The sequence below is a fragment of the Sorangium sp. So ce281 genome, assembly GCF_051527395.1.
GTDB lineage: Bacteria > Myxococcota_A > Polyangia > Polyangiales > Polyangiaceae > Sorangium > Sorangium cellulosum_B.
Window position 1 is genome coordinate 11,261,173 of record NZ_CP150322.1, and the last position, 21,332, is coordinate 11,282,504.

Here is a 21,332-nt window from a genome sequence, read left to right on the forward strand (position 1 = left end):
CCGTCGGGGCTCACAAGGCGGGGGAGCACGCCTCGCCGCGGACGTCGCCGATGAGGCTCGCGAGCCGCTGGGCAGGCAGCTCGCCGACGGCGCGCTCCACCTCCTGCCCTGCGGCGTCGACGCTGAGGAACGTCGGCACGAAGCGCACGCCGTAGCGGGCGGCGAGGGCCTGCCCGCGCGGATCGTCGACCTGGATGCGCAGGACGGTGCCGGCCTCCTTGGCGCAGCGCGCCTCGAGCTCCTTCACGAGCGGCGCCATGCGCTCGCACACCGCGCAGTGAGCGCTCTCGAACTCGAGCAGCCGAGGCATCCCCTCGGGCAGCGCCACGTCGCCCTGCGCCACGGCGCCCTGCGCCACGGCGCCCTCCGGGGCCGCGCACGCGCCGGCGGGGCCGCTCTCGCAGGGCGCGCCCGCATCCAGGGCCGCCGCGGGCGCCGGCGAGAGGGCGTCCAGACGGCCGGCAGCGACCGCGATCCCGGCAGCCACGAGCAGCGCCCCCGTCAGGCGCTGGAGGGCCGGCGTGGCCGGCATCACGCGGCGCGCGAGCGCGACAGCAGCCGGCCCGACGAAGGCCGCGGCGACGAGCGGCGCGGCGAGGCCCGCGGCGTAAGCGCCGAGCTGGATCGCGCCGGTGAGCGGGCTCGCGCCCGCGCTGGCCGAATAGGTCAGCGCGGCGCCGAGCACCGGGCCGACGCACGGCGTCCACCCCGCCGCGAAGGCGATCCCGAAGAGCATGCCCCCCCAGAAGCCGCCCGCGCCCGGGAGGCGGGAGAGGAGCGGGCGCGCCTCGCGCTCCAGCCACGGGAGGCGCAGCACGCCCAGGAGCTTCGCGCCGAAGAGCGCCAGGAGCACGCCGGACGCGACGGTGAACGCGCGCCGGTGGGGCGCGAGGACCGCGGCGATCGCCGACGCGCCGGCGCCGAGCGCGACGAGCACGATCGCGAGGCCGATCGCGAAGCCGACGCCGGCGAGGCGCACGCCGCGCTTCGCCGCCGCCGGGTCCGGACCGCCGAGCGCCCCGGCGCCGCCGAGGGCCGACAGGTAGACGGGGAGCATGGGGAGCACGCAGGGCGACGCGAACGTCAGGAGCCCCGCGCCGAAGAGCGCCAGCAATGAACCGATCGTCATCATGGGTCCTCGCGATCGACGGGATCAGTGCCCGAAGAGCGCCGGCGCGAGCGCCGCTGTGTCCACTTCAGCCACCGCGAGCACCGGCTGCTCCACGCTCCTCGCGCAGATCGCGTTGCCGAGCGGCCCCCGGGTGCACCCCACGCTGCGCCCCGCGAGCGCGCGCGCCGCCGTCGCGGCGCCGGAGCCGGGCGGCGGCACGAACACCGTGAGCGGCTTGTCCCCGCTCTCATACATGAGCGCCGCCGTGCGCGTGCCGCCGATCTGGCAGAGGCGCGCCCCGAGCAGCCGGGCGCCGGACACCGGCGGGACGGTCACCGCGTAGCCGAGCTTCCCCTCGAGCCACCCGGCGACGGCGCCCGGATCGGAGGACTCGAAGTCGCACGGGCGCTCGCGCGCGAAGCCGCGCACGTGGTGGCTCACGAGCTCGTCGGCCATCGCCGCGCTCACGCCCCGGCCCGGGCTGCCGACGAGCAGCGCGGCGGCCGCCGCCGCCGCGGCGAGGGCGGCCGTGATCGCCCAGGGGCCGCGGCGCCGCGGGCGCGCGTTCCGCGCCGCGGCCTCCGCCCGCTCGCGCAGGCGCTCCGGGACCTCCCCGTCCGCCTTCGCGACGAGCGCGCGCCGCACGCCGCCGAGGACCTCCGCGGCGCGCCGGCAGGGCCCGCAGCCGGCGATGTGCGCCTCGATCCGCGCCGCGTCCTCGGGCGTCACCTCGCCGTCGTGCCACGCCGAAATGTTCTCGAACCACTCGCGGTTGCACCCTGCCATGACGTCTCCTCGCATCGTTCGGAGAGGCCCTCGACGAGCGCGAGCCGCGCCCGCGAGAGCCGTGATCGCACCGTGCCCACCGGGCACCCCTGGAGATCGGCGATCTCCTCGTAGGAAAGCTCCTCGACCTCCCGCAGGAGCAGCGCCTCGCGCCACTCCGGCGGCACGCGCGCGAGCGCGCGCTCGACCTCGTCGGCGAAGCCGCGCTCGACGAGCTCCGCCTCCAGATCGCCCTGCGGCTCCGGCACCGACTCGGCCCCGCGGCCGCCCTCGATCACCTCGAGGCGCTGCCGCGCGCCGCGCGTCGCGTTGAGCAGCACCGACCGCTCGATGCGGAGCAGCCACGCGCGCATGCGCCCCTCGTCGCGCAGGTCGGCGTGCCGCTCGATCGCGCGCACGATCGTCGCCTGCGCCAGATCCTCGGCGTCCTGCTCCGAGCGCGTCAGGCGGCGCGCCGCCCGCAGGAGGCACGGGAGCTCGGCGAGGAGCCGATCGAGGAACGAGGCGTGGGGAGACGTGCGCATGGGCCGGGCCGGGAGGAGGAAGGCTGACGCCGCCTCGTTTCCCGGACACCTCCAGGACACGGCGAGCCCATCGAAAAGTTCCTGACCGGCGGGTTCTCGGCGAGGACGTGGCCCGGCTTACATCGTGGGCGGCGGGCGACGGCGCAGGGGACGGGCTCCCGCGGCGCGCGGGAGCCCGTGCTCGGGAGGACCGGCGCTGCGGGGTGGCTAGGGCGCGCCCGCGTGCGTCAGCGCCTCCCAGCCGATGTGGTTGCCGACCCGGGTGGAAGCGCTGCTCATCGCCCTGACACGCGTGATGAGCTCCTCGGTCTTCGGCATGCTGATCCCGCGGCGGTTGCGGAACTCGTTGTACCCGATCTCCCAGCCCATGACCGCCGAGCCGCCGCCGGCGGACTCGGAAAAGCTGCTGCACGGCCAGTTTCGCGCCGGCATCCAGCCCGCGGGCGTCACCTTCACGCCGACCCGATTGCCCGTGTTGTCGAGGTATTGCAGCACGTAATCGGCGTTCAGCTCGAGCGCCTGCAGCAGGCGGTTCTCGTCATGAACCGGGTCGTCGCCGTAGGCGCTGCGAGCGTCGCCCTGGATGCGGAGGGTCTCTGCCATGTTCGCCAGCGAGCTCGTGCCCATCTGCATGTGCCCGAGGTCGCGGCAGGTCTCCTGCTCCAGGCCGGCGATGTAGCGCGTCGGCTTGCTCCAGATCCCCGCGAGATCGCCCTTCGCGTCGTTGGTGTAGCGCGGCCGGCCCTGATACATGGGATAGAGCGGCTGGCCGCCGTCGCTCGGCATGTAGATCATGGCCTTGCTGGAGTGCTCTGCCTGGCTCACGACGTACTCGTACTTCTCGCGATCGTTCGTGAAGATCGCGATGCCGAGCGCCGTCTCGTTCATCACGGAGGTCCGGTTCCCGCCGCCCGTCCAGCCGTCTTTCACCAGGTTCCAGTAGACGGTCCTGAAGTGGCTCTCTTGCAGCGCCGTGTCCTCGGCCGTCCAGCCGCCGTACGTGTAGCGCAAGATCTCCGCGGCCCGCAGGAAGTTGGTGCCTGCCCAGCCAGCGACGAAGTGGCCGTTGGCGTAGACCTGACCGTTGTTGTCCGGGAAGCGGGGCTGATCGAACAGGATGGCGGTCATCGTGCGCGCCCAGGCGTTGAGGATGCGCCTCGCGTTCTCGGCGTACTGTGCGTCGCCGCTGTAGTACCAGAGCAGCGCCTGCGTATAGGCGGCGTTCCCGTCGTTGACCATCTCGCTGCACCCCGCTTGCTCGTAGCCCAGGTCGATGGCCTTTTGCTTCGAGCCAGGCGTGGAGCACTTCACGACCGGCACCGGGCTGGCGACGTAGTCCCGCTTCGCGTGCCTCGAGCCCCTGGCGAGCTGGTACTCCTTGGTCCAGGGCTGCTGACCGCCGCCGATCTTCGTCTTGACGAAATCCAGCTGCTCCTTGCTGACCAGGATGCCCGGGTGCACGAAGGCGCCGGCGGGGGCCGCGCTGGCGGAGATCTGGAGCTCCGTCACGCTGGCGTAGTCGTTCACGGTATTCCCGTTGACCGTGAGGCGGACGTACCGCGCGTCGACGGCCTGGAGCTCGACCGGCTGGAGCGAGGTGCTCGGCAGGCTCTTCCCCGCGAAGAGCGGCGAGAAATTCTGGCCGTCCGTGGACGTCGAGAGCGCGTAGTCGTAGATGCGCCCATCGACCCCGCCGTTGTACCAGCCGAGAGAGATGCCGCAGATGCGCTGCTTCGCGCCCAGGTCCGCCGTCACGTAGGCGCCCTTGCCGCGGCCCGACCAGCGGGTGGCCAGGCTGCCATCGGCGACGTTCGCCGCCGGGTTCTCGGCCTGCGCGACGCTCGCGACGAGGCTCGTCGGCGTGAGACGAACCGTGCAGCCAGACGACGCGAGCGCCGACGGCTGCTGGTCACCGACGTGATCGCTGTCTGTCGCAGCGCCCTCGTCAACGCCCGTGTCAACGCCCACGACGCAGCCCGCGAGAGCTGTCGCCAGGGCGACACACATTGTGGGAAAGAGAGTGCGTAAGCTCAAGGTATTCTCCTTTCAGTGGATCACTTCACTGATATCAAGAAAGTGTGGGTGATGATGCTGCCAAGCAAGATCGAAGCGCTGAAGGAGATGAGATACGGTATTTCCCGGCGATGTCAAGCCGGTGCTGGGGAGCCTGCTCCTGGTCGACAGCTCATTGCCTTGCTTGTCTGGCCGCCCTCCTGGAAAAAGGATGTCTGTCAGCATCTTGTCTGCTGTCCGAATGGGCTGTGGTCAATTCACGGCTGGCGATCGAGGCTCCCCGATGAGCGTTTGCCTCGCGAGGGAGCTCAGCGGATTGCCAGCCTCACGCTGGCGTCGTTCCCATCGGGCAGAGTGTCCAGGGGGCTCGGGCGCTGTCGCGCCGAACCATCGCGAGGGTCTCCGCGCATCGATGCTCGAGCGGACGACCGTCGGCTCGCCGCGCCAGGTGCGCACACCTCGCCGCCGCGCTCAGCCGGCGATGCCGGGCCGCCTGGCCGAGAAGGGCGACAGATCGAGCGGCGGCTCCTCTCCGGTGATCAGCGCCGCCACGATCTTCGCCGTTACCGGGGCGAGCAAGACGCCGTTGCGGAAGTGCCCTGTCGCGAAGATCAGATTCGCGATCTCCCCCTCGCCGAGGATCGGCAGCGCGTCCTTCGGGTGGGGCCGGAGGCCGGCCCACGTCCTGCCGATCGGCGCGTCGCCGAGCGCGGGCACGAGCCGGAGCGCCGCGGTCAGGAGGTCGCGCACGGCGCGCGACGTCACCGCGGTGACGTAGCCGGCGAACTCCGTGGTCGCGCCGACGAGCACGCGCCCGTCGTCGCGCGGCGACAGGTAGCAGCCGGGGCCGTAGACCACCTGCGAGAGCACCGGCGTCGCCGGCGTGAGCTCGACGATCTGCCCGCGCGCCGGGCGCACGGCCGAGGGCGCGAGGCCCGACGCCTCGAGCAGCGACGACCAGCTCCCGGCGGCGAGCACCGTCCAGCCCGCCTCGACCTTCGTCCCGTCCTCGAGCTGCGCGCCGCGCGCGTGCTCCCGCTCGACCACGATGCGCCGGACGGTCGCCCCGGTGCTGAACTGCACGCCCGCGCGCTCCGCCGCGATGCGCAGCGCGCGCATGAGCGACGGCGGATCGACGCGCGCCTCGTCGGCCAGCCACGCGCCGCCGGCGACCTCGTCGCAGAGCGCCGGCGCGTGCGCGCGCGCCCCGTCGCCGTCGCAGATCTCCACGGCGAGGCCGGCCTCGCGCTGCCACCCGAGCTCGCGCGCGATCTCCTCGCGTCCTTCCGCGGTGAACGCCACGCGGAGGGCGCCGCTCTGCCGGTACCCGACGTCGATGCCCGTCGCCTCGACGAGCGACGCGGCGAGCTCCGCGTAGAGGGCGCGGCTCGCGAGGCAGAGCCGCGCGAGGGGGCCGTCGCCCGCGGCCTCGAGCTGGGGGCCGATGATCCCCGCCGCCGCCCAGGAAGCGCCCTCGCCCTGGTTGCGCTCGAGGACACGGACAGACAGCCCGCGCCGCGCCAGGGCCAGCGCCGAGGCGCACCCGGCCACGCCGCCGCCGATCACCACCACGTCGCTCATCGGCGCGTGCATAGCACGCCGGGCGCCGAGGGCAGCCACACAACCTGGAGCGCGTGTCGCCGCGTCGCCCGCGGCGCGCTGCGACATGAGATCGGGGGCTGCTTCGCGGGATCTGTCGACGCAGGGGAGAGCGATGCTCGGCTGTCGACCCTGGGGCGGCGTCGGGGCGTGCGCCTTCCGGAGCACCCGCGCTGCGGAGCCCCGGCAGGGGCAGGGGGAAGCGCTGCGGAGACCCGGCAGGGGTTTGGAGAAGGGCTGCGGAGACCCGGCAGGGGCAGGGAGACGCGCCGCGGAGACCCGGCAGGGGTTGGGGGAAGCGCTGCGGAGACCCGGCAGGGGTTGGGGGAAGCGCTGCGGAGACCCGGCAGGGGTTGGGGGAAGCGCTGCGGAGACCCGGCAGGGGTTGGGGGAAGCGCTGCGGAGACCCGGCAGGGGTTTGGAGAAGGGCTGCGGAGGCCCGGCATGGGTGGGGGGAAGGGCTGCGGAGGCCCGGCAGGGGCAGGGGGAAGCGCTGCCGGGGCTCGGCAGTGATTGGACGGCGGCCTTGCGCGGAAGATAGGGCAAGGGATCTGAAGCAACAGGAGGCGTGCATGAGGGTCACCGAAGAACTACGGGAAGCTGCGTTCCATACACCCAAGACACCGGAGCAAGTCGCAGGGGAGATGCGGCAGGCGGCGGCAGTCTTCTGGGTCGCTCGCGGGGATATCGCCCCCCGAGGCCGTGAGTGAGATCTTCGCGCCGTCTGCGCTCGAGATGGAGGGTACGCTGTACGAGCTGCTCATGCAGGGGCCCAACGTGGGTGATGATGCTGGAGATGACGTCGACTTAGAGGTCTCGGCAGGCGGCATGCGGAGAGAAAACAAAGACGGTTATCTCTACTGGGAGAAGTCGGCCAGGGAAGCGAACCGCCAAGCCGCCAAGGGCGCCAAGAAAACCGGGGAATAGGGGGGGATGCCCGGACGGCCCCCTTCCCCATCTCCCCTTGACGTCCTCGGCGGCTTGGCGGTTCTTCTGCTGATCCGGGGTAACGGGGACCACCAGGTTCGGTACCACGCCGTCGCGCCGTCGAGCGACCGACCGCCATCGTGGGACCACGGGAGATGTTGTCCCACCGCGGTGCAAGGGCACATTGACAAGCAGCGGCGTCCCCGCCGAGAATGAACGTGGCGAATGGGACGCCGTAGCCCTCGACCCTTCCCTCGCGTCCGTCTTCCGCGGACACGCGGGCGGCGTGGTGGATCGGCCGGTGCGCTTGCGCTCCTGCTCGCGATCGGGTTGGGGCTTTACGCGCTGTTCGCGATCATTTCCGCCCTGGCCGCGGTCCTCGCGACGCCGTACCCGTGGATCGCGCTCGGGCTCGTCGGCGTGGGTTATGTCGTATACCGCGAGCGTCTCCCGCCCTCCGGGCAGGGCGCGTCGCGGAGTGGACACCCTCTCGTGGTGCTCCTGGCGATCATCGCGCTGACCGGCCTCCTCGCGCTGCTTCTGTACGCGCTCGTCATGATCCTGACCATCCCGGCCGTCTGGATTTTCCTCGGCGCCGGGGGCGCAGCCTACGCGATCTACCGGATAGCTCGACGGATAGCGCGCGAGCGCCTGGAGGTGCTGTTCCTCGATACCATCGCCGCTCTCCACGCATCGGATCCCAGGGTCGCCGAGCTGCTCAGCACGCTGGAGGACCGCGGACAGGACGATGCCGACGCGTGGTTGCTCGTCGCAGCTCACGCCGCGTGCCGCGCGCGCTACCAGGACGCCCTCGCGGCCCTGGAAAGGGCCGCCGCGCGGGTCCCGAGCATCGGCCGGCTCTCGTCGGGCATGACGCTGGCCTTCCCTGGGCTGCCTGCGCCGTTGCCGTTTCGCCCGGAAGGCGGGGGAGCTGGCAGCATCGAGGTCGCGCGAGCCCAGATTCATGTGCTCGACGGGCATCCGCGTGAGGCCGTAGGCAACTTCAAGCTCTCCGCCTCGGATCCTGCCTTCCCGCTGGGCGCTTGCGCGCTGGCGGACGCACGGGTCGCGCTGGGCGAGATCGAACACGCAGCGACGTTGCTGCGGCAGGCTGCGGATGCGCCCGGCTGTGCCCCGGAGCTGTCGCGCAGCCTGCGCTACAAGCTGGCGCGGTTGCTGGAAGACCATGACTCTCGCTCCACCGCCATCGTCGAGTACCAGGCGCTGATCGCTCAGGGCGGTCTGGAGGACGCGGCCGACCGTCTCCCGGCGCTGCAGGCCGAGGTCGAGGAGGAGCGGCGCCGCGAGGACGAGGCGCGGAAACACCAGGAAGAAGCGCGGCAGCGAGAAGCATTGAAGCTCGCGATCGCCCACGCGGAGAAGCTCGGCGCGGCGGGCCAGCACGGCCTCGCGGCGGTGGGGCTCCGTCATGCGCTCTCGCTTCCCATGGACGAGGAGACCGCGCGCGCGGTCCGCTACAAGCTGGCGATCGCCCTGGAGGACGCCGGCACGCCGGTGCAGGCTGACGAGGAGTACGAGGCGCTCGGCGACTACGAGGACGCGCCGGCACGCCGGGAGGCGCTCCGCGCCCGAGAGCAGGCGCGCCGGCAGGCGATCCTCGTCGAGGAGGAGGAGCGCCGCCAGCGGGCGCTGCGGGTGCAGGAAAAGGAGGCGCTGGAGGAGGCGCTCGCAAGGCTCGAGGCCGCGAAGGGGCCCGCGGGGCGCAGGAGCGCCGTGCGGTTCGGCCTCGAGCGGCTCACGCTCCAGGAGCTGCGCGATCAGCTCCTGCTCGAGGCCTCCCGGATCGAGGTCGATGCCGTCCTGGAGAAGGTGGATGGGCTCAAGACCTCAGCCGCGAAGCGTCGCCATCTGCTCGCCGCGCTCGATGCCGTCCGCTCCGACGAGGTCCCAGACGAGCTGCAAGCGCAGCAGATCCGCTGGCTCGAGGATGCGCTCGCGGCGCTGGAGACGTGACGGTGGCAGATCGGGATCCGCCCAGCTCGCCGCCCGGCCCGAGCCCGGTGCCCAACCTGGAAGGGCTGTTCCCGCGGCCTCATCCGTCGAGCGAGACGCTCTTCAAGCTGGGCGCTGCGGCGATGGTGCTCGGACCCCTCCTTGGCGTGCCTGCGATCCTGCTCGGCCGGCTCGTGCTCCGGGAGATCGCCAGCTCGGAGGGGCGATACACGGGTGAGGCGAGGGCCAGGCTCGGCGTCGCCCTCGGGTGGGCCGGAACCCAGGTCTACACGCTGCTATTGCTCTACGTGATTGGCGCCACCTCCGAGCCTGTGGCGCTCGTCGTGCTCGGGGCAGGGATCCTCGCTGGCCTGACGGTCGCGATCGGTGTCTCCACCGCGGCTGCACCGCGGCCGTTCGCGGCTGCTGCGCTGGCGTCGCGTCGGGCGCCGTGGGTGGTCTACCCCGCGGTGGCCGGCCTGCTGAGCGTGGGCTTCGCGGGCTTCATCACGAAGCGCAGCGCCGACGAGCGCGTTCGCCGGGAAGCGCTCGCCGCCTGCGAGCAGGCACGCCGCAGCGCGAACGAGGCGCTCGAGGCCGCGAGCTTCGATCGGGCCCGGTCGCATCTCCAGGAGGCGCGGAGCACCTGCGTCGGGGCGGCGTCGCTGGAGGTTGCGCGCACGGAGGGCGAGGTCGACGGGAGAGAGCGCGAGGCCATCCAGCGGCGTGACGAGGAGGAAGCCGCCCGAAAGGCGCAACAGCGCGCCGAGGAGGAGCGGGAGCGGGCGGCGAGGGAGCAGAGAGCCGCTGCCCGCTTCAAGGACGTCGCTCCAGCGATCGCGCGGGATCTGCAGGTCGCCTCCACCAGGGCAACGCTGCGACGGTGGGAGGATGCTCAAGCTGCGTTGAGCCGTGTCGAGCTCGCGCTGGACGAGTTCCGGGGCACCGACGTGCAGCAGGCAGAGCCCTGCGCAGCGCTCCTCGCGCGGGTCGCGCGATTGCGGCCGGATGTCGACGCGGGTGTGGAGGAGATCCGGCGGCGGCGGGAGGCGGAAGAGAAGCGGCGGCGGGACCTCCAGGAAGCCGCGGAGGAAAGGCAGCGGCAGATGAAAGAGGCGGCCGAGGAGAGGCGACAGGCGAGCCTCCGGGTGCAGTGCTGCGACGGCACGCTCTCGCCGAGCTGCCTCTGCGCCCGCTCCTCGTATCGTGGCTGCTGCTCACATCACGGAGGCGTCTGCGGCTGCGAGGAGTGATCGTCTTGGCACGCCCAGCCCGCATGTCGCGAGGTGTGATGTACACGACGGCGCTGCGAAGCCGCACGCCATCGTCAGGTTCGACGGAGCGCCTCGCTGTGCACGCGGAGAGCGCGTTCTCACACAGCCACCATGCGCGTCGCGCCGCGTCGTAACGGCAAGGACAGCAGGGCCGCACGGATGTCGGTCCAGCTCGCCGACAGGTCGAGCGTCCGGACGGAGACGCGGATGTCTCCCAGCGAAAGTGTCTCGGACAGGCCGCGTCCGACGCTCGCGTAGAGCAGGATGCTGTCCACATTGATCGATGCGGGCTCCCGCTCGCGGGTGTTCTTCACGTAGGCGAAGAGCTGGTACAGGTGATCCGATCGCAGCTTGAGCCGTACGCTGCCTGCGAGCTCCCTGAGGGGCCGCCTCACGAACTTGGTCTCGACGATGGTGCACTGCCCGGGCCAGCGGACCGACACGTCGGTGATCATCCGCGGCAGGAGCTGGAGCGCCGTGGGCTCTCCCGAAGCGCTGGCCCAGCTTGGGTGCTCGCGGGCGACGCGAGCGCCGGCCAGATGGTGCTGGAGGAAGCCGCGTACGAACGCCTCGAACAGGTGCGCCATCTGCTCGTCGTCACGGGTGAAGTCCCGGAGTCGAGAACCGTCCCCTTGCTCGTCCGGGAGAAAGTTAGCGAGCACGAGCTGGCATATGTCGAGCAGCATCCCGTAGAGGCGATACCCGCGGGGGACGCGGGCTCGCCGCAGCAGCTCGGCGCTGAGCTCGACGTCCGCGACGTCCTCCATGCGGAAGTACGCGGCGCGCAGCGCGAGGGCGAGCTCGCGCTTGATGTTGCGGCACGTGCTGAGCAAGCGGGCTGCTGCCTTGACGACGCGGTTCTCGATGACATCGTACGACAGCTCGTCGAAGCGGCAGCCCACGCGCCCTCGCGACCGCAGCGCGCAGCTGACCGTGCGCGTGACGTCGACGGCACCACGCGGCCGCCGTACGTCCTCCGCGCGTTCGAGGTACGCGCGGTACGGCCCACGCCGGAGCAGCGCACTGAGCCCGTCCGCGAGCAGCCGCGCGAGGAGATCTGCTGGCGTGTCCGCTTCGATCGCGCCGACCTCCGAGACGGCCGAGAGCTCCAGGAACCCGGACGCGTAGGCGAGCAGCGTGTACACGTTCCGGATCGGAATCTCCACGGTGTCAGTGCTCATCGTCGTACATGAGCGCGAGCGCCTCTGCGGCGCGCTCGGGCGCGTCGAACCAGTACTCTTCGAGCAGCGGTCGGATCTCGGTTTCGACGATCTGCCCATACCAGTCCTCGGCAGGAGCCCGCCCCGCCGGAGCCTGGCAGAAGTAGCTGTGACCGATACAGAAGCCCTGGCCGAGCTGCCGATCTTCCCGGATCATGTCGTTGAGCAGCTTGATGCGCACCCGGATCCGCCCGACGAGCGCCTCTGGCACCTGCATCCGCGAGAGCTCCGCGGCGAACGCGTCGGTCTCGAAACTCGGCGCGACCGAGACGAACGCGAAGCGGCGCCGGAGGGCGTAGTCCACCAGGGCGAGCGAGCGGTCCGCTGTGTTCATGGTGCCGATGATGTGCAAGTTCGGGGGGACGTAGAATCGCTCCTCGTCCTCGGTCGAGTACGAGAGCGTCGTCGCCCACTCCTGGCCACGTTTGTCGGCCTCGATGAGCATCATCAGGTCGCCCAGGATCTTGCTCAAGTTGCCGCGGTTGATTTCGTCGATGATGAGCACGTAGGAGTTGTCGAGATCCTGCAAAGCGCGGTTGCAGATCCGGAGGAATGGGCCATCGCGCCGCACGAAGCCTTCCTCGGTCGGGCAGTAGCCGCGGACGAAGTCCTCATAGGCGTACGACTGGTGGAACTGCACCATGTCGATGCGCTCGGGAGCCTTCTCGCCGAGAAGCAGGTACGCGAGCCGCTTCGCCACGAACGTCTTCCCCACCCCGGGCGGTCCTTGCAGGATGAGGTTCTTCTTGTTCCGCAGGAGCCCGAGCATCCGTTCGATGTGGATGCGCCCGAGGAAGAGGTCACGGCATGCCTCGTCGAGCGTGTACGATTTCGTCGGCTCCGGAGGCTCGGGACCGTTGCCGCCGCGAACCCCGAGCACGTTCTCGATTTGCGCCACGAGCTGCGGGTACTTGCCAATATCGGTCAGCGTCTTCAGTACCAGCGGTTTGTCGCGTACACGCCAGTCGCCGGACTTGAGCCACTTCACGGTGCGCACGTGCTTGTACTCGGAGCGCTTGGGATCGAAGCGATAGTCCGATTCGATGATGCCGTAGCCGACGATGTGGTGGACGCCTCGCTTCGCGACAACGGTGTCACCGATCTGCATCTTGCGCGCGAACTCGTAGCAGGCCAGCGCGTCGTTCGTCGGGATCCTGCCGTCGTTTCGACCCTCGGCGAGCTTCCTCCGGATCGCGTCGAAGTCGGAGTACCGTTTCAGGTTGCCCAGGGAATCCCAACCTATCGCTGCGATGGATTCCTTCTTGAAGTCCTCCCAGAGGCGTGCGCCCTCTCCAGGCGCCAGCAGCCAGACGCGGCGCTCCGCGCCGCCTTCTGTCGTGTCGGGCGCGGCGATCACGCTCTCCTCATGGGTGCCCTCACCCTCAGCGCCCCCGACGCGCTTGCAGAGCTGCTCGAGGCGCCAGGCGTCGATGTCGAGTGCCTTCGCGAGCTCCAGGAAGACGCGACGGAAACGCGTGTACTGGTCTGCGATACCCGCGTCCTCGCCGAGGAGGCCCGCCGCGATGAACGCGGAGCGCGCGGACTTGTAATAGATGGGCCACTCCTGAGGGGCCTGGATATGCCACCAGAAGGGCACGAAGAAGGGTACCCGCGACGTGTCGGCCCTGATAGCCGTCGTGACATTGGTGGTCTCCAGCGCCGCGAGGTAATCGAGGAACTCCCGGAGCTGCCGCGTGGCTGCACCCTCGTCGGCAGGGACACGGAGCGCGGCCTTGAGCTTCGCGGCAAGCGTGGCGTGATCGGGCACGTGCTTGACCAGCTTGTTCAGCACCATGCCACCGCCGAACCCGCCGAGCCCGAAGGTGCTCCATTCGGTGCGGCTTCGCCGATCGAATTCCGCCCGGAAGCGTTCGAGATCGGTGCTGCCTGCGAGGAAGGTGTCGAGCAGCTCCCGGATCTGCGGCACGACTTCTTCGCGTTGCTCCTCGAGAGCCTTCATGGCCTGGAGCCATGCGCCGTCGCGTTGCGCCTGCTGGAGATGCGCTTGCCAAGACGCAATCGCCTTCCTCGATATCTCGGTCATGTTCGTCTGCGCCGACGTGCTTTCATCGCGGGCAGCCTCCAGCCTGGGAGGCTAGGGCAAATTCGGCCAGCGCGGAAGAAACAGGATGAGTTGTCGAGGGGATGGTTGAGAGCCTTCGCACCTTGGAGCTACGAGCACAGGCTTAAAGCAGCTCTCAAGAACATACCCCCCAAGTCCTGTATAGCCCCGTCAGCCTGCGCGGGGATCGTCGAGAAGACAGGCCGCTCGACGCCTTCGACCTCGCTCGCGTCGGCGTGAGCGCGCAACGACCGCTACTCCGATGCACCTCCGCCGGTCTCCTTGGCTGTCGTTGCAGGTCCGAGCGCCTGCGCCGCGGTTTCGGATCCCGTGATTCCTGGTGCGGTGGCGGTGTCGGGGGTCGCGCCCTCCGCCGGCTTCGCAGCAGCCTCCGGCGCCGCGATGTCCGTCGCCTTCGCCCCGGGCGCTTTCGCCTCCGGGGCCGTGGCAGCGGCCTCCGCCGCGCTCGCCTCCGGCGCCTTCGCCGCGGCCTCCGGCGCTGCGGTCTCCGGTGTCTTCGCCGCGCCCTCCGCCGCCTTCGCCGCGGCCTCCGGCGCCACGCCCTCCGCCGCCTTCGCGGCCGCGCCCTCCGCCGCCTTCGCCGTGGCCGCCTTCGCCTTCTTCTCCTTCGCGGCCTTCGCCTCGAGCGCGCCCGCCGCGATCGGCTCGCGCTTGCCGTGGCCGACCGCGCGCGGATCGCCGTACGGGAACGCCGCGCTGCCGCTCGCGTCGATCGGCTTGCGCGGGGCCTCCGGATCCGTCGCGGGGCTCGGCGGCGGCGCGATCGGCCGCGGCGCGCGCAGCCGGTTGCCAGGGCCGGCCTGGGTCCACACCTGCACGTCGCCGAGCACGCGCGTCCTGTTCGCCATCCGCCGCTGGCCCCGCGCGCCGAGCAGCTTCTCCAGGAACGTCGGGGGCGACGTCGCGCCAGGCTCCCCCTTCACCCAGCACGTGTAGTCGCCGATGCCGGTGCCCCGGAACGCCTCGCGGCAGACCGCTATCCCGAGCTCGGCCGCGATCTCGCTGAGGAGACGACCCGGCGCGGCCTCGACCGTCCTGTGCTCGTTGACGAAGGTGACCTTGGGCATCGGTGGGCAGGCAGCGTCCTGCTCCCCTGCCGCGAGCGCGTCAAGAAGCGCGGCGCGCGTCCCTCGCGTCCCGCACGCGGTGGAGCACCCGCGCGATGCCGACCAGGTTCCAGCCCGCGAAGCCCAGGAACAGCGCCACGAGCGCGACCGCCCAGCGCGACGCGCGCGGCGAGCTGCCGTCGATGAGCAGCCAGGCGTCGTCCGTCACGGCCATCCCCGCCTGCTCCTCCACCTCGGCGGCCAGCCGCGCGTGCCGGATGCCCGCGCTCTTGAACGGCACGAGCCGCCCCGCGAACGTGCTCGGCGGGACGAAGCGCGGGCCCTCGAACCCCTCCGGCACCCGGATCTCCACCCACAGCGCCGGGTTGCCCGCCACCGGCGCCAGCCGGAACGAGTCGCCCTCCGCGGCGCGCCCGTACCGGATCGCGCCGCGCGTCCCGAGCAGTCCGGCGGCCCGCACGTAACGGTTCGCGAGGTCCGCCTGCGGCCGCAGCGACGCGAGCTCTCCCACGTCCGCCGGCTGGCCCGGCGACAGCGCGTAACGCGCCTCCCCGAGCAGCGCGACGGCCATCCACAGCGCGGCGATCGCGGTCGCCGCCATCAGCGCCACCGTGACCGTGCGCTCCTGCTTCGGCGGCGCCGGCAGCGCGAGCAGCTCCGGATCGGGCACCGCCACGTCGAGGCCATCGCCGCCCGGGCCGCGCGGGCCGGACGTCATGGATTCCAGGGTCGAGGTCGGGTCGGTGGGCACGCTTCATCGAGTATATAGCCGGAGCGCCGGCCGCGGTGCACCGCCGTCTCGCCGGTCCTCGCCGGCCTCGGCCGTGCCGCGGGGGACCTCCCGGGCGCCCTCGGGGGGCGCGCCCGCCTTGCGCTGCGCTGCGTGAGCAGGACGCGGCCGCTCTCGATGATGCCGGCGGCGGTGATGAGGACGAGGGGAGGAGCGGGCTCGGGCGTGGCGGACAGGGGCGCGCAGGACGTCGGTCGCGGCGCGCAAGACGCAGGCGAAGGGCGTGCTCGACGCTGCGCTTCGACGCCGACGGATTGGTACCTGTTCAGAACATTTCCCGCACACTCATCCCCGCAGCACGGAGCGCGGAAAGGCGCGCTTGCCCCCCCGGAATATCTCTGCGCACCGAAACACCGACGCTCGGATCTATCTCGCGCGCGATCTTGACCGCATCGACGACGGCCTGCGGCGTGCGCGCTACCAACGTCGTCTTCGCCGCGTTGGGAGCAAAGGCGAGATGCTGCCAAACCCATAGCTGGTCACTACGAAACACGCGCGACACCGCGTCCGAAGCCTCCTCCAGAGGCGAGAGCGACAGTCGCCCAGCGAGCTCCTCTGACACATCTGCATCGATCGTCGTAGGGGCCGATTCCTCAATCGACCCATACATCTCCCATTCGGCGGCCATTTTCTCGAGGAACGAGCGGCCATTCGTAGCTTCGGCGCTGAGCTCGTCGAGCAGTCCCACGAGTCGATACACGACGCCGCGTTCATCGACGAATAGCTGATCATCAAAATTGTCCATGGCTCCTGCCAAGATGAGGTGACGTTCCCCGCTACGCGCCGTTGGCCACACATCTGGGGCGAGCTGGCTCGATTTGATTCGCCACGCAGGCTCGTCCTTCGCAGAGGCGGACAAGCACTGCCATATCCCCAAAGACATCTCCATGCGGTCGCGACGGACACTTTCCCAGGCGATCCCACCAAATTGCTCTTCGAACTCGAACCACGCATCGTAAAATGGCAAGCGTCGTCGTTCGAGCTCGGCGGCTAGCGCGTCGAATCCGCCGACGAGCGCCGGGTCGCGAAACAGGCCGTGTATGTCACAGTGACGAGTGACTCGGGCTGAGACGAGTTTTTCAAGATATCTGGAGGCCGCAGCGTAACGCGTGACTTCTGTGCGGTCGCCATGGAATACCTTCTTCTCGACGATGCGCCCCTTGCGTCCGGTTGCCTCAAACATCAGTCGAGCGGAGGGGTCGCTCCCGATGAATCGCTCCCCACTCATGTTGTACTGCGCCTTGCTCTCGAGTTGAGCGGTCCACTCGACCTCGTCCGAATTCACGACCTCGACCTGAGAGTCCGATTCTATGTAAACAAGAATGCTCGATGAAGACAGGGCTCGAAGGACTCGATCCATCGACTCGAATGATCCAAAGAACGCTCTGTTGCCATCGAGCGAGTGTGTGACAATCAGGGCATCTTCGTTCGCCCAAACCTCAACGTGGCCGTCGCTAGCTTCCCTTATCGGCCTGAGATCCGAACGTTTCAGCGTCTTATCTGGGCAGTCGCCAACGAGGACCGCTCGCATGGGCAGCCACTCTCGCCCCTCGATGATCGCGAGTCGCTCGATCACGGAGTGCACCTCGCGACCAACAAAGTACCCCCGATGATCTTCGACCGATCCCGATGGCGACACATAGAGCCCGCCGCGTGATGAGCAGGCAAACAAAGTTGGGCGCGATCCGCTAGATGTGCTCCGATTGTATAGTGGTGCATTGCCGTCGCGAAGACACTCCGCAGCACCGAAGACATAGGATCCAATGACTGGAGAGCCGCGACGCCCTCCGGCCTCGAACAGCGATTCCTCGATCTCCCAATGCTTCTTCGACAGCGGCCCATGCTCGCGCTCGACTCTCCGTAAAGCATCGGGCGACCATGGTCTGAAACGGCTCTGGGGCCCTGATAGATACTTCATCACGCGCGACGAGTAGATGTGCATGGTTCTCACCTCTGGGGACGGCGCTTCCATCCATTTTCGCCGCGGCTCCAGGTGCCAAGCTGGCGATCGCCATAGTCGGTCGTGCTGGCGAGATGATTCGACGACTGGTGGTGGAAATAGAGAGGAGCAGGATCGGTCGTCGGCCCGACTGGTCCCCTCCGCCTCTTTCCCTGGTAGCCTGGGGCGATCACGCCGTTCGGCGGCATCTGGCCGGCGAGCGCCCAGAGGCGAGGGATCGTTTGAGAGCAGTTTGGACAAGATGCTCGCGGCAAGTCGCCCTCCGCAGACGCGATGCCTCCGCGCGGGGTGATTTCTCCGAGCGCAGCCTTGAGGTTATCTCGCCATTTGGGATCTTCAGGCCGGCAAGTCTTCGGCGCGTTACGGGATTCCCAGTCGTCAAGATGCCTGGACAACGCCCACGGCTCGGCGCAGCCAGATGAAGGCGTTCGCGATGCTGGACCTCGAGCGTTGGACGGAGGCAAGGCAGCCAGAACGGCTGGATGAAGCTGGTCTGGTGTCCTTTTATTTCCGGTCAGTGGATCATTGAATCCACTAACATCCTCCACGACTGAGCCATCCCTGCGCGTGATGGTACATCGCATCAACCCATCGATGTCGGCGAAGTCGATGGGCCATCCGTCGGTGTACGCATACGCCATCAAACTCCCCTCCAGCCGGATGGGCTCCGGGCTCAGGTACTGCCCCGTCTCCGGGTCGTAGTACCGGTACCGGTTGTAGTAGAGCCCCGTCTCCTCGTCCGCGTACTGCCCCGGAAACCGCACGGGCGTCAGCCCGGCCTGCTCCCCCTCGACCTTGCCGAACAGCGAAGCATCGATCCGGCCGACGAGCCTCCCATCGTCGCGCACAAGCGCCGCCGGCATCCCGTTCGGCGCCTCGACGTAGTACCGCATCTCGTTGCTGTCGCCCCGCCGTACCCGATCGGCGAGCGGCGTCACCCCCTCCGGCAGCACCGCATACGCCCGCTCTTCCACCACCGGCTCCCCGCCCGCTCCCCCGAACAGCTCGCGGATCTCGTGCACCAGCGCATCCCCGCTCCAGGTATAGCGCGTCACGCTCTCCACCACCCGGTCGCGCCCCCGCTCCACCCGCTTCTCCAGTCGCCGCGCGAATGGGTCGTAGATGAAGCGCACCACCCGCCCATCCGGCAGGCGTACCGCCTGGAGCAGGTCGTCGTCGCCCCAGTCGAAGCGAGTGACCCGCCCGTCCGGCAGCCGCTTGGTCGTCATCCGCCCCCGCTCGTCGTAGAGGAACTCGGCGCTTCCTCGCCGCTTGAGCTGCCCGCCTGGCGCGTATTCCCGCGGCGCAGCCTGCTCCTGGAGCTCTCCGCTCGGCCCGTGGCGATACCCCTCGATGAGCTCCCGCCGCGCCCCGTCCACCCGCGCCCGCCCCACCACCCGACCCTGCGCGTCGCGCAGGTACTCGACATAGGCCGCGCCCGGCGCGCCGCTGCCCACCGCGCCGAGCAGCCCGGCCGCCGACCATCCGTAGCTCTGCGCGAACGTCACCGCGTGCGGCAGCGGCCCCACCCACGCCGGCTCGCCCGGCCGCACCGCGGGCGTCGCCCCGAGGCCCGTCACCTGCACCCCCGACGGAAGCCCATCGGGCGTCCACCCCTCCGCGATGCGCCCTCCCGCGGGCAGCAGCCGGTCGACCAGCTGACCCGCTGGATCGTAGGTCAGCTGCACCTTCATGGTCTGCGCGCCGACGTCCCCGACAGCCACCGCCAACGGCCGCCCCACCACGTCGCGCGCGATCTCCATCCGCCCGAACGGTCCGCTCGCGCGCACCGCCTTGCCCAGCGCGTCGTGCGCCGTCTCCACCACAGTCCGCCGCCCGCCCCGCGTCACCGTCTCCCGCACCACCCTCCCGCGCGCGTCATGGGTGTACTCGCACATCACGTCGCCGCTCGTCACAACCTCGATCCGGCCGAGCAGGTCATAACCGATGCTCTCCGTCCGCCCATCCGTGAACCTCCGCTCCACGAGCCGGCCGCACGGGTCATAGACGAAGTCGACCGTGCCGAGCCCATCCCGGATCTGCGTGATCCGTCCCATCACATCGTGCCGGCAATAGATGCGCCGCCCGTCGAACGTCCGCTCCTCGCCGATCCGCCCCTCGCCGCACCGCACGTACCGGTGCTCCTCGCCGGACTCGTCGACCACGCGTACCAGATCCTGCTCCCGATCGTAGAAGTACCGCACGGCGCTCGCGTCCGGCCTCACCACCTCCGTCACGACCCCGATTCCGCCCCACCGCAGCGTCGTCACCCGGCCGTCCGCGTCGGCTATCTCCGCCAAATTCCCGTCGACATCGTAACCATACCATCCCGACGCCCCGCTCGGCCTCCGCACACGGACGAGCCTTCCGCTGCCGTCGTATCCATAGGACGTCTCGTGTCCCCGCTCGTCGACGAAGCCCGTCACCCGTCCCAGGAAATCATAACGCATCTTCCGCCTCGTCCCGTCCGGCTCGATCACCTCCACACGGTTGCCGAGGGCGTCGTAGACCATCCGCGTCACACCGCCGTTCGGCAGCGTCGCCTCGACGAGCATGCCGCGCTCGTCGTAGCGGAACGCGATCACCGGCCCGAGCTCGTCCTCGACGGCCACCACATCGCCTCGCGCGTTTCGCTCGTAGCGCGCGAACCCGCCCATGGCGTCGCGCACCTCCTCGATGAAGCCCCGCTCGTCGTATTCGTACACGGTCCTCGCGCCCATCGGATCCGTCACGACGCGCAGCCGGCCCAGGTCGTCTCGCTCGTAGCGCCACGTGTGTCCCAGCGCGTCCCGATACGCCAGCATGTTGCCCGCGGCATCGAACGTGTAGGCGTGCAGGCCGCCCTCCCACGCGACGCTGTTCACCTTGTCCAGGTGGTTGCCGTCAATCCGCCGTTTCGCGCGCGAGGTGATCACCTCGACGAAGTGGTCGAAATCGTCGATCTTGACGTGACAGAAGCCCTTGGCCCTGGTCTCCCGATCGTCCAGCGTGCCCGGCACGTCGCCATCGAGGGCGTCGTTGCCCTCGCGACGACACCATGCCTCCACGCAGCGGCCGTTGTCGCCATAGCGGAACTCCGCCACCAGCCCTCCCGGCTCGCGGCGCCGGACCAAGCGGTGCTGTTCGTCGTACTCGTACCGCTCCTCGTTGCCCGCGGCGTCGCGCGCCGAGATCAGATCTCCTCGATCGTCATGACTGTAGGTGCGAAACGCGCGCCACCCTCCGCCCGGCGACTCGTCGTTCACCTCGAAGGCGGCGATCCTCCCGTCCGCTCGCCGACGCACCCGCACCATCCGCCCCACCGCATCGATCGCATGGGACAGGCGCCCTCGCTCGTACGAGAGCCGTACCTCGTTGTCGTACCGGTCCACGATGCGCGACAAGAGCCACCTGCTCTCCTGCCTCTCGCCGAACACGAGCAACACGCCGTCGGCCTCCAGCGTGTAGCCGCCCTCATGACGTCTCAGCACGCCGCACGGCATCGGGACGGGACGGCCCGGCTCGGGGATCTCCGCCTCGGTCGGCGCCGCGTGAGGCTCCAGGACACGCAGCGTCCTCCGCCGGTCCTCGATCGCCCACGCCAGCGAGTGGCTCCACCCGAACCCGAGCCCCAGATCCACGTCGCTCGTCTCCGACGAGTAGCTCCGCTCGATCCGGAGCGGCAGGATCATCCCGCCGAGCGCCAGATCCACGGCCTTCGCGGTGTAGACCCGCCCCGTCACCGGATCGACCGGGTCACCGGCCGACGTGCCGCCCCCGCGCCCGTGCGACGGATTCGGGCACCCGCCGCCGCTCCCCGGTCCGCAGGTGCCCGCGTTCTTGCCGCCGCCTCGCGGCCCCTTGCCGCCGCTCTTGCCGCCCGCCCCCTGGTCGCCGCCGCGGCCCCGTCCTCCGCGGCCGCGGCCGCCGCCTCCACCACCCCCGCCACCCAGGATGAAGGTGCCGGGGTTCATGCCGGGAATCGCGGGGATGTTCGGGACCGGCGCCGTTCGTGCCATGGGCCCGCATGGTCGCCAGGCGCCGCA

The 21,332-nt window shown here is 70.1% G+C and carries 14 protein-coding genes; 3 read left to right on the forward strand and 11 right to left on the reverse strand.

Annotated elements, in window-relative coordinates; translation table 11 throughout:
- Positions 1-10 precede the first annotated feature (10 nt).
- The 5 genes from WMF27_RS43220 to thiO form a co-directional block, all read right to left on the reverse strand.
- Entirely contained in the window at positions 11-1,132 is a 1,122-nt protein-coding gene (locus WMF27_RS43220; protein ID WP_437763034.1) for a cytochrome c biogenesis protein/redoxin, read from the reverse strand.
- 21 nt (positions 1,133-1,153) lie between these two features.
- A complete protein-coding gene (locus WMF27_RS43225) occupies positions 1,154-1,897 on the reverse strand; it encodes a zf-HC2 domain-containing protein (RefSeq protein ID WP_437763033.1) in 744 nt (247 codons plus the stop codon).
- The gene (locus WMF27_RS43230; protein WP_437763032.1) at positions 1,837-2,421 is read right to left on the reverse strand and encodes an RNA polymerase sigma factor; all 585 of its coding nucleotides are present in this window, start codon (positions 2,419-2,421) and stop codon (positions 1,837-1,839) included. The genes WMF27_RS43225 and WMF27_RS43230 overlap by 61 nt, the downstream gene beginning before the upstream one ends.
- 207 nt (positions 2,422-2,628) lie before the next feature.
- Entirely contained in the window at positions 2,629-4,389 is a 1,761-nt protein-coding gene (locus WMF27_RS43235) for a discoidin domain-containing protein (RefSeq protein ID WP_437763031.1), read from the reverse strand.
- A 516-nt stretch (positions 4,390-4,905) separates the two neighbouring features.
- Complete coding sequence (gene thiO, locus WMF27_RS43240) at positions 4,906-6,015, reverse strand: glycine oxidase ThiO (RefSeq protein WP_437763030.1); 1,110 nt, start codon at positions 6,013-6,015, stop codon at positions 4,906-4,908.
- Between the two features lie 720 nt (positions 6,016-6,735).
- Here thiO and WMF27_RS43245 point away from each other — a divergent pair.
- From WMF27_RS43245 to WMF27_RS43255, 3 genes are all read left to right on the forward strand, one after another.
- The gene (locus WMF27_RS43245; protein WP_437763029.1) at positions 6,736-6,960 is read left to right on the forward strand and encodes a hypothetical protein; all 225 of its coding nucleotides are present in this window, start codon (positions 6,736-6,738) and stop codon (positions 6,958-6,960) included.
- A gap of 330 nt (positions 6,961-7,290) precedes the next feature.
- Positions 7,291-8,934 (forward strand): hypothetical protein, encoded by a 1,644-nt coding sequence (locus WMF27_RS43250; protein ID WP_437763028.1) that lies wholly within the window; start codon positions 7,291-7,293, stop codon positions 8,932-8,934.
- 2 nt (positions 8,935-8,936) lie between these two features.
- Positions 8,937-10,166 (forward strand): DUF4190 domain-containing protein, encoded by a 1,230-nt coding sequence (locus WMF27_RS43255; protein WP_437763027.1) that lies wholly within the window; start codon positions 8,937-8,939, stop codon positions 10,164-10,166.
- A 119-nt stretch (positions 10,167-10,285) separates the two neighbouring features.
- Here WMF27_RS43255 and WMF27_RS43260 read toward each other — a convergent pair whose 3' ends face one another.
- The 6 genes from WMF27_RS43260 to WMF27_RS43285 form a co-directional block, all read right to left on the reverse strand.
- The gene (locus WMF27_RS43260) at positions 10,286-11,353 is read right to left on the reverse strand and encodes a 5-methylcytosine restriction system specificity protein McrC (protein WP_437763026.1); all 1,068 of its coding nucleotides are present in this window, start codon (positions 11,351-11,353) and stop codon (positions 10,286-10,288) included.
- A gap of 4 nt (positions 11,354-11,357) precedes the next feature.
- Positions 11,358-13,367 (reverse strand): AAA family ATPase, encoded by a 2,010-nt coding sequence (locus tag WMF27_RS43265; protein ID WP_437763025.1) that lies wholly within the window; start codon positions 13,365-13,367, stop codon positions 11,358-11,360.
- Positions 13,368-13,723: 356 nt separating this feature from the next.
- The gene (locus WMF27_RS43270) at positions 13,724-14,557 is read right to left on the reverse strand and encodes a hypothetical protein (RefSeq protein WP_437763024.1); all 834 of its coding nucleotides are present in this window, start codon (positions 14,555-14,557) and stop codon (positions 13,724-13,726) included.
- Between the two features lie 40 nt (positions 14,558-14,597).
- A complete protein-coding gene (locus WMF27_RS43275; protein ID WP_437763023.1) occupies positions 14,598-15,308 on the reverse strand; it encodes a hypothetical protein in 711 nt (236 codons plus the stop codon).
- Positions 15,309-15,612: 304 nt separating this feature from the next.
- Positions 15,613-17,289, reverse strand: a complete 1,677-nt coding sequence (locus tag WMF27_RS43280; protein WP_437763022.1) for a hypothetical protein — start codon at positions 17,287-17,289, stop codon at positions 15,613-15,615.
- Between the two features lie 5 nt (positions 17,290-17,294).
- Positions 17,295-21,305 carry an RHS repeat-associated core domain-containing protein gene (locus WMF27_RS43285; protein WP_437763021.1) on the reverse strand — a complete coding sequence of 1,337 codons (4,011 nt, stop codon included), beginning with the start codon at positions 21,303-21,305 and terminating at the stop codon, positions 17,295-17,297.
- Positions 21,306-21,332 lie beyond the last annotated feature (27 nt).

Bases quoted from the DNA above. Each gene is read 5' to 3' on its own strand.
- WMF27_RS43220 (WP_437763034.1), bottom strand. From the start codon at position 1,132: ATGATGACGATCGGTTCATTGCTGGCGCTCTTCGGCGCGGGGCTCCTG.
- WMF27_RS43225 (WP_437763033.1), bottom strand. From the start codon at position 1,897: ATGGCAGGGTGCAACCGCGAGTGGTTCGAGAACATTTCGGCGTGGCAC.
- WMF27_RS43230 (WP_437763032.1), bottom strand. From the start codon at position 2,421: ATGCGCACGTCTCCCCACGCCTCGTTCCTCGATCGGCTCCTCGCCGAG.
- thiO (WP_437763030.1), bottom strand. From the start codon at position 6,015: ATGAGCGACGTGGTGGTGATCGGCGGCGGCGTGGCCGGGTGCGCCTCG.
- WMF27_RS43265 (WP_437763025.1), bottom strand. From the start codon at position 13,367: ATGAAGGCTCTCGAGGAGCAACGCGAAGAAGTCGTGCCGCAGATCCGG.
- WMF27_RS43270 (WP_437763024.1), bottom strand. From the start codon at position 14,557: ATGCCCAAGGTCACCTTCGTCAACGAGCACAGGACGGTCGAGGCCGCG.
- WMF27_RS43280 (WP_437763022.1), bottom strand. From the start codon at position 17,289: ATGCACATCTACTCGTCGCGCGTGATGAAGTATCTATCAGGGCCCCAG.
- WMF27_RS43285 (WP_437763021.1), bottom strand. From the start codon at position 21,305: ATGGCACGAACGGCGCCGGTCCCGAACATCCCCGCGATTCCCGGCATG.